At 72.7% G+C, this 12,861-nt stretch carries 9 protein-coding genes and 1 pseudogene; 1 reads left to right on the forward strand and 9 read right to left on the reverse strand.

Annotated features, from left to right (window positions below; all coding sequences use genetic code 11):
• The 4 genes from ACFXHB_RS42680 to ACFXHB_RS42695 form a co-directional block, all read right to left on the reverse strand.
• Window positions 1–182 (reverse strand): PIN domain-containing protein (locus tag ACFXHB_RS42680; RefSeq protein WP_380582273.1); only part of this gene is annotated, 182 nt, incomplete at its 3' end.
• Window positions 183–660: 478 nt separating this feature from the next.
• Window positions 661–1,074, reverse strand: a complete 414-nt coding sequence (locus ACFXHB_RS42685) for a hypothetical protein (RefSeq protein ID WP_380582275.1) — start codon at window positions 1,072–1,074, stop codon at window positions 661–663.
• A gap of 142 nt (window positions 1,075–1,216) precedes the next feature.
• The gene (locus tag ACFXHB_RS42690) at window positions 1,217–3,265 is read right to left on the reverse strand and encodes a phosphocholine-specific phospholipase C (protein ID WP_380582277.1); all 2,049 of its coding nucleotides are present in this window, start codon (window positions 3,263–3,265) and stop codon (window positions 1,217–1,219) included.
• A 100-nt stretch (window positions 3,266–3,365) separates the two neighbouring features.
• Window positions 3,366–4,430 carry a Gfo/Idh/MocA family protein gene (locus ACFXHB_RS42695; RefSeq protein ID WP_380582279.1) on the reverse strand — a complete coding sequence of 355 codons (1,065 nt, stop codon included), beginning with the start codon at window positions 4,428–4,430 and terminating at the stop codon, window positions 3,366–3,368.
• Window positions 4,431–5,131: 701 nt separating this feature from the next.
• Here ACFXHB_RS42695 and ACFXHB_RS42700 point away from each other — a divergent pair.
• A complete protein-coding gene (locus ACFXHB_RS42700) occupies window positions 5,132–8,032 on the forward strand; it encodes a glycoside hydrolase N-terminal domain-containing protein (protein ID WP_380582281.1) in 2,901 nt (966 codons plus the stop codon).
• 109 nt (window positions 8,033–8,141) lie between these two features.
• On the opposite strand, the gene ACFXHB_RS42705 is transcribed toward ACFXHB_RS42700, so the two are convergent.
• The 5 genes and pseudogenes from ACFXHB_RS42705 to ACFXHB_RS42725 all read right to left on the reverse strand — a co-directional run.
• Entirely contained in the window at window positions 8,142–9,356 is a 1,215-nt protein-coding gene (locus ACFXHB_RS42705) for a sensor histidine kinase (RefSeq protein ID WP_380582283.1), read from the reverse strand.
• The gene (locus ACFXHB_RS42710) at window positions 9,353–11,137 is read right to left on the reverse strand and encodes a cation acetate symporter (RefSeq protein WP_380582285.1); all 1,785 of its coding nucleotides are present in this window, start codon (window positions 11,135–11,137) and stop codon (window positions 9,353–9,355) included. Before ACFXHB_RS42710 ends, ACFXHB_RS42705 begins: the two co-directional genes overlap by 4 nt.
• A gap of 24 nt (window positions 11,138–11,161) precedes the next feature.
• The gene (locus ACFXHB_RS42715) at window positions 11,162–11,536 is read right to left on the reverse strand and encodes a hypothetical protein (RefSeq protein ID WP_380582287.1); all 375 of its coding nucleotides are present in this window, start codon (window positions 11,534–11,536) and stop codon (window positions 11,162–11,164) included.
• Window positions 11,537–11,709: 173 nt separating this feature from the next.
• The gene (locus ACFXHB_RS42720; RefSeq protein WP_380582289.1) at window positions 11,710–12,513 is read right to left on the reverse strand and encodes a LytR/AlgR family response regulator transcription factor; all 804 of its coding nucleotides are present in this window, start codon (window positions 12,511–12,513) and stop codon (window positions 11,710–11,712) included.
• A 147-nt stretch (window positions 12,514–12,660) separates the two neighbouring features.
• A pseudogene (locus ACFXHB_RS42725) lies at window positions 12,661–12,861 on the reverse strand (acetyl-coenzyme A synthetase); the annotation flags it as partial.

The following is a 12,861-nucleotide window of genomic DNA, read 5'->3' on the forward strand; positions in this document are numbered from 1 at the left end:
TGCCGCTTGGCCTCCAGCTCGGTGACCACGACCACCGGCAGGACGACCTCGTGCTCCTCGAAGCGGGTCATGGCGAGAGGGTCCGCCAGGAGCACACTGGTGTCGAGAACGTACGTGCGGTCCTCGCGTTTGCGGGAGCGGGGCGGCTGTTGGAGCCGGATGCCGTGGTCTTCGCTGCTCATCGGATGCCTCCAGGGGGACTGGCCGGAGCGGGAACCGCGGCCCGGTCGACGGGCCGGACGGTGCACGGTCCGCCAGGGCAGGTGATCCCTTGCGGGTCGCGGTGGGCGCCGAATCGACGATGTGTTCCGCAATCGCCGAGCGCGCCCCGTCCAGAGTTCCAGGGGCACTCGTGGGACCTCGATGGGCGAGGCCGGCGGAATGCCGGGCGCTACCACGTCCTTTCCCGGTGCGGCCTCTCTCCACCGTGGTCAGGACTCGGGTGACGATGGCACCTGACCTGTGGTGAAGCGGCTCCGAATACGTGGCGAGCAGTTCCGGTGACCCACCGGCACCCTCGATTCAGGAGGATGTTCGTAGGGGATCGGCCTGGTCGGCACAATTCCGTTCTGCGGGGTTTCGATAATCCATGGGCGTTTCGTTGAGAGCACGATAACCAGTGGGGCACGCGACCGGAAGGTGACGTGGATCACAGCGGCCTCACCGTGCCGCTCGCGGGTCCGCCTTCCCGCCGCGGTAGGCGGGGCGCACCGACGGCAGACGCATCAGCACCTGGGCGGTCAGGGGGAGGACGATCCCGCTGAGGCCCACCAGCTCGCTGTCGGACAGCGAGACGCGGCCGGCGGCTGCCAGCACCACCACCGCGGCGATCGGCAGGAGCACGACGCCGGTGACGATGTCCAGCGCGGCCCGCGCGCAGCAGCCTCCGCGAGCGGCACGGAGGGCGACCGCGCCCGTCCCGGCGAACACCCCCGCCGCCAGGAGCAGGAGGAGGAGATCGCCGGGTTCCAGCCCGGGCGTGATCCGGGCCGAGAACTGCACCACGACCGACACACCGGCGATGAGTATGCAGAGGGACCACAGGGCGAGTGCGTACCGCAGGGGAGTGGGCATGTGACCTGATCCGGTGGAAGTGACGAGGTGAACGGTTCCGGCGGGAGGACGGCGCGCGGCCGGGTGGGGGGCGGAGCCGTCGACGGCTCCGCCCCCCACCCGTGGCACCGGACGGCAGGAGTGTTCGCCGCCGGCCCCTCGCCTACCGGACGCCGCTCCCCGGAGTGCCGCCGGCGGCGGGATCGGTGATGCTCTCGGCCCCGTGCTCCACGTGGCCGGCGAACCGGCGCAGGAAGCCGTCGGTGGTGTCGGCGGTGGCGGTGAGGTCGTACCACCACCCGCTGTCGCCGATCGTCCAGGAGTGCCGCACGGTGGCGGCGGCGGGCAGCTCGAACGTCCAGGGGCCGTCCGTGCGGTAGGCGCCGGCCGTGACGGTGACGGTGCACGGGGCCTTGCCGCTGTTGACCATGGTCAGGGTCAGGCAGCCGTTCGGGACGTCGGCCTTCGCGGTGACCTCCGGGTTGGCGCGCCCGGCCTTGGTGGCGGTGATCCGGTTGCCGCGGAAGCGCCGGTGCAGGCCGTTCGGACCGTAGAGCGAGAGGTCGTAGGCGCCGTTCGGAGTGCCGCTCACGAAGAAGTCGGTCAGGCTCTTGCCGGCCTCGACCGTGTGCCGCCAGGGGCCGTCCGTCCGGAAGTCGTTGGCGTAGAGGTGGACGCACTGCCCGGCGGTGCCGCTGTTCACCATGTCGATGTAGAACCTCTTGCGGGTGACGCGGCCGGAGGCCTCGAAGGCGTACGGCAGGGCCCGGGCCTTGCGGTGCCCGGCCTCCTGCACCGGGAGCGTCTGGACACTGGGCACGGTGGCCTGGGGGAGGCTGCCGCACTGTGCCCTCGCCTGCGCGGGGTAGCCGCTGGTGTCCGGGAGCTTCGGCCAACCGTTGTTCGCGGAGGTGAAGTCGAAGACGGACAGCAGGTCCCCGGTGACCGCCCTGCGCCAGGGGCTGATGTTCGGCTCGGCCACGCCGAACACCTGGGAGCAGAAGCGCAGGACCGAGGTGTGGTCGAAGACCTCGGAATTGACGTACCCGCCGCGGCTCCACGGCGAGACGGCGATCAACGGCACGCGGAAGCCCAGCCCGATCGGCTTGCCGTGGCTGATCTCCCCGGCGGTGGAGACGGTGGACCGGCCGTCGGTCTTGGAGGTCGGCGGCATCGGCGGGGGCACGTGGTCGAAGAAGCCGCCGTTCTCGTCGTAGTTGAGGATGAACACGGTCTTGGCCCACACGGACCGGTTCGCGGCGAGCTTGGCGAGCAACTGCGCGGTGAGGTCGGCGCCGGCGGCGGGGGGAGCGTCGGAGTGTTCGGACAGGGGCTTCGAAGCGACGATCCAGCTGACCTGGGGAAGCGTGTCCGATGCGACGTCGTCGCCGAAGGCCGAGACGATGTCCGCGACCCTGGCCATGCCCTTGTCGAAGAGGGGCTGGCCGGCCCGGGACTGCTTGAAGGGGGCGAACCAGGCGAGCGCGTTGTCGTCGAAGTTGTCCTCCCCCTGGTAGACCTTCCAGCTGATGCCGGCCGACTCCAGGCGTTCGGCATAGGTTCTCCAGCCGAACCCCTCCCCCGGGACGTCGTTGTTCATGGTCGCCGTCTCGCCCACGGAGAGCCCGTTGCTGCCGGTGAAGGCGTGCAGCCGATTGGGGTTGGTCTGGGTCAGCGTGGACTGGAAGTAGTGGTCGCAGATGGTGAAGTTGTCGGCGAGCTGGTAGTAGAAGTCCAGGTCGGGCCGGGTGAAGTAGCCCATCCCGAGGGGTGACTTCCCGTCCTTGACCCAGCCGTCGAACCGCCCGCCGTTCCAGTTGGCGAGGTCGATCGGCCAGTCCATGCCCGGGGCGTCGGCGCAGGCGGCCTTGGTGGTCGTGGTGTCCATCCGGAAGGGCAGCACGTAGCCGTTCTCGCCGGAGGTGGGCTGGCGCCACACCGGTGCGCCGTTCGGAAGGGTGATCGCGTTGCGGTCGCCGAAGCCGCGGACTCCGTTCAGGGATCCGAAGTAGTGGTCGAAGGCCCGGTTCTCCTGCATGAAGATCACCACGTGCTTGACGTCGGCGATCGTGCCCGTCCCGGCGGGGAGCGGGGCGGCCATCGCCCTGCGCAGCGAGTCCGGCAGCGCCGCCGAGGCCGTCACGGCGGCCACGGCCGCCGCGCCGCCGAGGAGGGTGCGCCGACTCATGCCGGATCTGGGTTCGTTGTTCATCTGGGGGGAACTCCTGTGGGGGTGAATACGGTGTGGGGGAGGTGGAACAGTGGGGGATTCCCGGTCGACGTGGCCGACGCGACCGGGGGCCCGGGGGTGGTCACTCCCCGGGAAAGGTGACGCCCAGGTCGCGGCGGACGGTGTCCAGGACGTGCATGATCCGCAGCGTCTCGGCGAGCGGCATCAGGTCGGACTCCAGCCGTCCGGCGCTGACGCACCGGGCCGCTTCGGCCGCCTGGTAGCAGAGGCCGCCGTCCCGTTGCTCCGGGACGAACCTGTCGATCGTCCGGTCGTCCCGGCCGATGAGCCGGACCCAGGCGGGGCCGTAGAAGGAACCGTCGATCTCCAGGCGGGCCCGTGACCCCGAGATCGACGCCGTGGTGGGGGTGCGGGCGAACAGCGTCGTGTTCAGCACGCCGTGCGCCCCGGACGCGGTGGTGACGACGATCGAGGCCTGGCCGTCGACCCCGGTGAAGGCCTTGGTGCCCACCGCGGTGACCGAGGCGAACGGCCCGAGCACCAGGGAGGCGAAGGAGACCGGGTAGACGCCGAGGTCCAGCAGCGCCCCGCCGGCCAGCTCGGGGGCGAACAGGCGGTGCGCCGGGGCGGGCTCCATCGCCTGTCCGTGGTCGGCCAGGACGGTGTGCACCTCGCCGAGCAGCCCGGCGTCGAGCACCTGGCGCACCACGTCGATGTGGGGCAGGAAGCGCGTCCACATCGCCTCCATGAGGAACACCCCGCGCCTGCGGGCCGCTTCGATCAACTCCTCGGCCTCGCGGGCGTTGCGGGTGAACGCCTTCTCCACCAGGACGTGCCGGCCGGCCTCGATCGCTCGCAGGGCGTGCTCGAAGTGACCCGAGTGCGGCGACGCGACGTAGACGATGTCGACCCGGTCGTCCCGGAGCAGCTCGGCGTAACTGCCGTAGGCGGCGGGGATGTCGAAGCGCTCGGCGAACGCGCGGGCGCGCTCGGCGTCGCGCGAGCCGACCGCCACGACCTTCTGCGCGGTGTGGTTCCGCAGTGCCTTGACGAACTCGGTGGCGACCCGGCCCGGCGCGATCACCCCCCAGTTCAGGGCGGGTGCCTCCCGCGGAGCAGGTGTTCGCGGCGGGGGGAGCACGATGCCTGCCGCCCCGTCCGCGACGAACGGCCGGCTCTGCGTCATGGGGTTCCTCTCGGTCGGGGTGCGCGTGCCGCGTGCGTGGGGGCCGCGACGGTCCAGCGGTGCTCGCGGTACCTCGTCCGGGAACAGGTGGAGAGGCGGCTACTACGGGCGCACTGGAGGGGGTCGCACAACAACGGAAGGAATAACACACCGTCGAACATGTGCGGCCTTCATGACATCCGAAAGGCAAAAGAGGTGTCAAGCGCGTGTGGATCATTCACGAGCCGTCGTCCGGGGTGCTCGATCGGCCCCGGGGATGGCGCCGCAGAGGGCGAATCTCCGGGTCAGGGCCGCCGGCCTCGGCAAGGGATCACGTCGGGCGGTAGGCCGCCCCGGACACGTGGCTTGAAGGGCGCAGGTCTTGACGGGCGCCGATTGGTCCCCGAAACTCTGCTGCAACCCAATGTTTACGTCAACATCCACCAGACATGAACATGAGCCACGGTGCTGCGGCACGTGTCGGGCCTCCCACCGGCCAGGCAGCCGCGCACACCGATCGCGCGGGGCCGGGGTGGTCCACCGGGAGGCACACGGCGCGAACACGCCGGTCCGTCAGTCGTTCCGCGCCATGCGGGCACGGGACGGCCGGGACCAGTGCCCGCGTCCGGACCGACCTCCCGCCCGTCTCCCGCGCTGTCCTCCCCCCCACCCGGTCTTCCCCCCCACCCGGCCTTTCCCACCCGGCCAACGGAGCCAATGCCATGAGCCTGCCCGATCCCTCGCTGGGCCGCAGACACTTCCTCACCGGTGCCGCCCTCACCGCGGGTGCCGTCGTGCTGCCCCTCCACCTCAGTCCGGTCCGCGCCGCTGCGGCCGTACTGCCCCAGTTCACGCTTCCGGAGCGGGGCATCCACGACACCGCCCCCGCCGCGGGCTGGACCGACGGCTTCCTCACCGGCAACGGCGAGTACGGCGCGGTGCTCCACGGGAGCCCGGCCCTGGAGAAGGTCGTGGTCAACCACCACCGCTTCGTCCTCCCCAACGGCACCCGCACGGTCCAGCCCCCCGACCTCGCCGGCCGCCTCCCCGCCGTGCAGGACAAGGCCCTCGCCGGCGACTACGCGGGCGCGGCGGCCACCTTCGCCGGTGACTGGAGTCTGCGCTGGACCCAGACCTTCCACCCGGGCTACGAACTCCGCTTGACCACCCCGGAGATGAGCACCGCCGCCGACTACGTCCGGATGACCGACTTCCGCACCGGCGAGGTCACCCACACCTGGACCGACGCGTACGGCACCTGGAAGCGCCACGCCTTCGTCTCCCGCGCGGACCGGGTCATCGTCCACGAGCTGCTGCCCGCGACCGGGCGGACCGTCGACACCGTACTCAGCGTCGACACCGCCCTCGAAGGGACGCCGGGCGACGTCACGTTCAGCACCACGGCGACGGTCGCCGGCCGGGACGGCTACCTCACCCTCCGCGGCACTTACCCCGCCGGGCAGGGGGCGTACGGCTACGAAGGCGTCACCCGGGTCGTGGTGACCGGCGCCAGGGCGACGGTCACCGCCGACCGCGCCACCCTGGTCGTCGCCAGGGCCGCCCGGGTGCTGCTCCTCACCAAGCTGGACCGCTACGAGACGCCGACCGGCTGGGACGCCAAGCCGCTCCAGGCCGCGCTCGGCGCGCTGACCGCCTCCTACGGCACCCTGCTGGGCCGGCACCGGCCGCTGCACCAGGCGATGTTCGACGGCTCCAGCCTCGACCTCGGCGTCCCGGCCGCCGACCGCCGGCTCTCCACCAGCGAGCTCACGGCCCGCCAGAACGGCGACCGGTGGACCCTCGACCTGGCACTCCTGGAGCGCCTGTACGACTCCGGGCGCTACCTGTTCGTCAGCTCCAGCGGTGTCCTCCCGCCGCGACTCACCGGCATCTGGTCCGGCAGCTGGACCGGAGCCTGGGCCGACGACATCACCACCGACGCCAACATCAACCTCCAGGTCGCCGGCGGCAACATCCTCGCCCACGGGACCGCGATGCAGGGGTACTTCGACCTGGTCCTCGGGCAGCTCGCCGACTGGCGCGACAACGCCACCAGGATCTACGGGGCCCGCGGGTTCCTCGCCCCCACCCGCACCGACGGCGAGCACGGCCACATGCTCCACTTCAACGACAGCGACTTCCCCGGCCAGTGCTGGACCGGCGGCGCCGACTGGCTGCTCTACCCGCTGCTGGAGTACTACCAGGTCACCGGCGACGCCGCCTTCCTCCGCGACAGGCTCGGCCCGGCCCTGATGGAACTCGCCCTGTTCTACGAGGACTTCCTGACCCGGACGGACGCCGGCGGGAAGAAGGTCTTCGTCCCCTCCTACTCGATGGAGAACTCGCCCTCGAACACCGGGCAGATGCTCGCGGTCAACGCCACCGGCGACATCATGGCCGGCCGGCACGCCCTCCGGGCCGCCGTCGACGCCGCCACCACCCTCGGCGTCGAACAGGGCCCCGGCCGGGGCGTGGCCCGCTGGACCGCCCTGCTGGCCCAGCTGCCCGACTACACGGTCAACAACGACGGCGCGCTCGCGGAGTGGTCCTGGCCCGGTCTGAGCGACCGCTACAACCACCGGCACGTCCACCACCTGTACGGCGCCTGGCCCCTGCACGAGATCAACCCCGAGGACCGCCCCGACCTGGTCCGCTCCGCCGGCCGGGCCCTCGACCTGCGCGGCGACGAGAACTACTCGGCCCACGGCAGCCTCCACCGCGCGCTGGCCCGGGCCCGGCTCAAGGACGGCGCGGGCGTCCACGAGAACCTCAGGAAGATCCTCGGAAGCAACATGCTCTTCCGCTCCCTGATGACCGCCCACAACCCCGATCTCACCACCTACAACTGCGACGCCGCCAACGCACTGCCCGCCGTCCTCGCCGAGGCCCTCCTCTACAGCCGCCCCGGCGTCCTGGAACTCCTGCCCGCGCTGCCCGGCCCGCTCGCCAAGGGCACCGTCAAGGGCGTCCGCGGCCGCAACCGCGTCCTCGTCAAGAGCCTCAGCTGGGACACCGCGGCCCGCACCGCCACCGCCGTCGTGGTCTCGGACATCACCCAGGAGATCACCCTGATCTGCCGCCGGGGCATCACCTCCATCACCACCAGGGCCCCGGTGGCCCCCTCCCCGCTCGGCGCCCACGCCAGGAGGGTGACCCTCACCGCCGGCACCCGCACCCAGATCACCCTCGGTCTGCTCGCCGGCACCTACCGCCTGGTCAACCGCGGCAGCGGCAGGGTCCTCGACGTCCTCGGCACCTCCACCTACGACGGCGCCCCGGTCGTCGAGTGGCCCTGGAACGGCGGCGCCAACCAGCGCTGGCAGCTCGAACCCGAGGCCGACGGCTCCTTCCGCCTGGTCAACGTGCACAGCGGCAAGGTCCTGGACAATCCCGGAACCTCCACCGTCCCCGGTCAGGGCCTGGACCAGTGGACCAGCACCAGGAGCCCCAACCAGGGGTGGCGGGTGGTCCCCGCCGCGACCGCCGGGCACGTCAACCTGGTCAACGTGGCCAGCGGACTGTACGTGGACGTGGAGACCGCCGCCGGTCCCGACGGCACCCGGATCGTCCAGCAGGCCGCCCGCGGCACCGCCGGCCAGGACTGGAGGCTGGAGAGCGCCTGAGTGGTCCGTCATGGGCCCGCGCCGGCCCGGCTCCGGCCGCCCGCCGCGGGCTCCGCCTCCGCCGCGGGTTCCGTCTCCTCCACGGGTGCCGTCTCCGCCGCCGGCGCGGTCAGTCGCCGGCGCGGGGCGCCCGGTGCACCCCCGCCCGGAACTTGGGGAGCCGGACCGTGACCTTCAGACCCGCCCCGACGGCCGTCTCGATGACCAGCCCGTGGTCGTCGCCGTAGACCCGCCGCAGGCGTTCGTCGACGTTGCCCAGACCGATGCCCGACGTGGTGCCCACCTCCCTGGCCAGGATGCGCCGCAGTTCCGCCGGGTCCATGCCGACCCCGTCGTCCTCGATGGTCACCACCGCCTCGGAACCGGCGTCCTGGGCCGAGATGGAGATCCGGCACGCGCCCCGGGAGTCCTCCAGACCGTGCTTGACGGCGTTCTCCACCAGCGGCTGGAGACAGAGGAAGGGCATGGTGACGGGGAGCACCTCGGGAGCCACCTGCAGGGTCACCTTCAGCCGGTCGCCGAACCGGGCCCCCGCCAGCGCCAGGTACTGCTCGATGCAGCGCAACTCGTCGGCGAGGTGCGTGAAGTCGCCCTGCCTGCGGAACGAGTACCGGGTGAAGTCGGCGAACTCCAGCAGCAGTTCACGCGCCCGCTCGGGGTCGGTACGGACGAAGGACGCGATCGCGGCCAGCGAGTTGAAGATGAAGTGCGGGGAGATCTGGGCCCGCAGCGCACGGATCTCCGCCTCGATGATCCGCGTCCGGGAGCGGTCCAGCTCGGCCAGCTCCAGCTGCACGGACACCCAGCGGGCGACCTCGGTCGCGGCCCGCACGAGCACCGCCGACTCCCGGGAACCGTAGGCCACGAGCGCGCCGAGGACGCCCTCCTCCCCGGTCAGCGGGGCGATCACGGCCCAGCGGAGCGGGCACTCGGGATCGTCGCAGCCGGTGGGGAGGCTCTGGCTGCGCCCGGAGGCGAGGACGTCCGTGATCCGCCCCATCACCCGCTCCGGGTGGTGGTCGGCGCCCCGCCCGTCCCAGGCCAGCACGGTGTCCCGGTCGGTGAGGCAGAGGGCCTCGGTGCCGAGCAGCGACCGCAGTTGGCGCGCGGCCTTGCGGGCGGTGTCCCCGGTGAGCCCGGCCCGCAGTGGCGGCGCGGCGAGGGAGGCGGTGTGCAGGGTGTGGAAGGTCGCCCGCTCGACCGGGGTGCCGAGATCGAGATCGGGCTGCGGGCCGCGCCGCACGCTCGCCCGGCCGAGCAGGAAGCCGGCGGCGAGCAGCACCGCCACGGCGGTGCAGACGGCGGTGAGGGTCGCTGCGGTCATGGCTGCCTCGCGGGATCCGTCGGGTCGGTGGGACCGCTCCCTGCGCCCGCGCCGCTGCCCGCCCGCTGCTGGGGGAGACCGAGCATGGACTCGGGCAGGTGCAGCCGGGCCAGGATGGCGGCGGCCCCGGCTGGTGCGTGCCGCGGCGTCGCCAATGACACCAGCACCATGGTGAGGAAGCCGAGCGGTACCGACCAGACGGCGGGCCAGGCCAGCACGGCGTCCACCCAGCCCGTCGGGGCGATCCCGGCCCGGGACACCAGGACGGCCGCCAGGGCCGAGCCGCCGCCGGCCAGGAGCCCGGCCGCCGCGCCCGGCGGCGTCAGCCGGCGCCACCAGATCCCGAGGACGAGCAACGGGCAGAACGACGACGCCGCGACGGCGAAGGGGAGGGCGACCGCGTCCGCGACCGGCACGTGGCTGGCGACGACGCTCACCCCGCAGGGCACGGCCATGGCGAGGACGGTCGCCAGACGGAAGGACCGCACGCCGGCCGAGGGGAGGACGTCCTGGGACAGCACCCCCGCGACGGACGTGGTCAGCCCGGACGCGGTGGACAGGAAGGCGGCGAAGGCGCCCCCGGCCAGCAGCGCGCCCAGCAGGTCCCCCGTCGTCCCGCCGATCACGCGCTCCGGCAGGACGAGCACCGCGGCGTCGGCCGCGCCGGTGAGCGCGAGTTCGGGCGCGTAGACCCGGCTCAGCGCGCCGTACACCGGCGGCAGCAGGTAGAAGGCGGCGACCAGGCCGAGGACGACCAGCGTGGTGCGGCGCGCGGCCCGTCCGTCGGGGCTGGTGTAGAAGCGGACGGCGACGTGGGGCAACCCCATTGTGCCGAGGAAGGTCGCCAGGATCAGCCCGTACGTCGCGTACAGCCGGTAGCCCTCGCGGCCGTCCCCGGCGAACGGCGAGGACCGCTCCGTGCCGGTCCCGGTGGCGGTCCGCCGGGGGACCTCCGCGCCGCCGGTGAAGGACAGCTCCGTCCCGGCCAGGACCCGGTGGGTGCCCGCGCCCAGGGTGAGCCGGTCGCCGTCGTGCCGGGCACCGTCGACCTCGCCGGCGACCCCGACCGTGAGGGGCTCGTCCAACCGGACCCGGATGGTGTCGTCGGTCCGCACCACGGTGTGCTCCCGGAAGACGGCGGGGGCGTCGAACCCGGCGCGCGGTGTGCCGTCGCCGAACCAGGCGGCGAGCAGGAACAGCGCGGGTACCAGCAGCGCGGTGAGCTTGAGCCAGTACTGGAAGGCCTGGACGAAGGTGATGCTGCGCATGCCGCCGGCGGCGACGACCCCGGTGACCACCACCGCGACGACGACGCCCCCGAGCCATGCGGGCGCGCCGGTCAGGATCTCCAGGGTGAGCCCGGCGCCCTGCAGTTGCGGCAGCAGGTAGAGCCAACCGATGCCCACGGCGAACAGGCAGGCCAGCCGGCGCACGGCGGGCGATTCGAGCCGGGCCTCGGCGAAGTCGGGGATGGTGTAGGCGCCGGAGCGGCGCAGCGGGGCGGCGACCAGGACCAGCAGGACCAGGAAGCCGGCCGTGTAGCCGACCGGGTACCAGAGCATGTCCGGGCCCTGGAGGAAGAGCAGTCCGGCGATGCCGAGGAAGGAGGCGGCGGAGAGGTACTCGCCGCTGATGGCGGCGGCGTTCAGGCGGGGGCGGACGGTGCGGGAGGCGACGTAGAAGTCGGAGGTGGTGCGGGAGATGCGCAGGCCGAGCGCGCCGATCAGGACGGTGGCGACGACGACGAGGGCGACGGCCGTCACCGCGTAGTTCTGGTTCACCGGCCCGTTCCCATCCGTGCGCGCTCAGCGGCCTTCGACGAGCCCGCTGAAGTCGCGCTCGTTGCGTTCGGCCCGGCGGACGTAGCGGCGCGCGATGAGCCAGATCACCGGGTAGACGGCCGCGCCGAGCACCGCCCAGAGGACCGGGCGGGGGACGGCGAAGGAGTCGGCGGTGGGGGAGGCGAACAGCAGGGGGAGCGTGCCGACCAGGAGCAGGAGCAGGCCCAACGCGGACAGGCCCGCGCGCAGTTGGCTCCGCATCAGGGAGCGCACGTACACGTCGCCCAGGGGTGTCCGCTCGGTGATCTCGCTGCGCGCCGGTCGCTGGCCGGGCGGGCGGCGGACCTGTCTGGGTGGGCCGGTGACGACCTCGCGGCGGGGTCGGTGCTCTGTCGGCATCGCATCGGCTCCGGCATCTGTCGGCGGGCCCGTTCGGACGGCGTCCGGGGTCCTCGAAGAGTACAGAGCGGCGGCGGAAGAAGGTAGGGCAAGTAGGGATATTTCCGACGTCGTCCGGGGCGTGGCGCAGGGGACTGCGCAGGGCGGGGCGGCCGTGGTGCCACGTCCGGGCGTCAGCCGTGTGCCCGGCGTATCAGCAGGTCGCGGAGGTGGCGGGCGTGGCGGCGGCTGACCGCGAGGACGGTGGAGCCGACGCGCACGGTGGTCGCCCCGGAGTCCAGCCGCAGCTCGTCGATGCGAGCGAGGGCGACGAGGTGGCTGCGGTGGATGCGGACGAAGCCCCGGGAGGCCCAGCGTTCCTCCAGGACGGCCAGCGGGATCCGGACGAGGTGGACGCCGTCCGGCGTGTGCAGTCGGGCGTAGTCGCCGTGGGCCTCCACGTAGGCGATGTCACCGACCGGGACGAGCCGGGTGACACCCGCGCGGTCCACCTGGATGTACTCGTCCGCGTCCCCGGGGGGAGTGCCCTCCGGCGCGGCGGGTGCCGTCGGCGGGGCACCGGCCGGGGGAGGGGTGTCGCGCGCGGCCTCGGACAGTTCGCTCACCCGGCGGACGGCCTCCGCCAGCCGCTCCCGCCGGACCGGCTTGAGCACGTAGTCGACGGCCTTCAGGTCGAACGCCATGACGGCGAAGTTCTCGTGGGCCGTGACGAAGACGATCAGCGGCGGGCGGGCGAACCCGGCGAGGAGCTTGGCGGTGTCGAGCCCGGTCAGCCCCGGCATGTGGATGTCGAGGAAGACCACGTCGACGGCGTCCGGGCCGTCGGGCCCCGCGTCGAGCGCCCGGCTGATGCGCAGCAGCGCCTCCGTGGCGTCGGTGGCCCCCTCGGCGCTGCGGACGCGTGGGTCGGAGCGCAGGAGGTAGAGCAGTTCCTCCAGCGCCGGCTCCTCGTCGTCGACGGCCAGTACGCGCAGCATGGTGCGGAGTGTAGTGGGCATCGGGCGACGTTCGCCCTTTCGTGACGGGGCCTTGTCCGGACCGTGGCCGGGGGTGGGAGCCGGGCCTTCGCCCCCCGGTCCGGTCCCGTGCGGGCAGCTACCCGCACGGGACCGGCCGTGCCGTGATCAGCCCTCGGTGCCGGTCGGGGGGAGCTGGGACTGGATGAGGCTCATCACCGAGCTGTCGGCGAGGGTGGTGGTGTCACCGATCTCGCGGCCCTCGGCGATGTCGCGCAGCAGGCGGCGCATGATCTTGCCGGAGCGGGTCTTCGGCAGCTCGCCGACGACCTTGATCTGCTTCGGCTTGGCGATCGGGCCGAGGGTGCG

Source organism: Kitasatospora sp. NPDC059327 (genome assembly GCF_042752535.1).
Lineage (GTDB): Bacteria > Actinomycetota > Actinomycetes > Streptomycetales > Streptomycetaceae > Kitasatospora.

Coding starts and splice junctions, on each gene's coding strand:
- ACFXHB_RS42690 (WP_380582277.1), bottom strand. CDS start 3,265: ATGAACAACGAACCCAGATCCGGCATGAGTCGGCGCACCCTCCTCGGC.
- ACFXHB_RS42715 (WP_380582287.1), bottom strand. CDS start 11,536: ATGCCGACAGAGCACCGACCCCGCCGCGAGGTCGTCACCGGCCCACCC.
- ACFXHB_RS42705 (WP_380582283.1), bottom strand. CDS start 9,356: ATGACCGCAGCGACCCTCACCGCCGTCTGCACCGCCGTGGCGGTGCTG.
- ACFXHB_RS42685 (WP_380582275.1), bottom strand. CDS start 1,074: ATGCCCACTCCCCTGCGGTACGCACTCGCCCTGTGGTCCCTCTGCATA.
- ACFXHB_RS42695 (WP_380582279.1), bottom strand. CDS start 4,430: ATGACGCAGAGCCGGCCGTTCGTCGCGGACGGGGCGGCAGGCATCGTG.
- ACFXHB_RS42720 (WP_380582289.1), bottom strand. CDS start 12,513: ATGCTGCGCGTACTGGCCGTCGACGACGAGGAGCCGGCGCTGGAGGAA.
- ACFXHB_RS42700 (WP_380582281.1), top strand. CDS start 5,132: ATGAGCCTGCCCGATCCCTCGCTGGGCCGCAGACACTTCCTCACCGGT.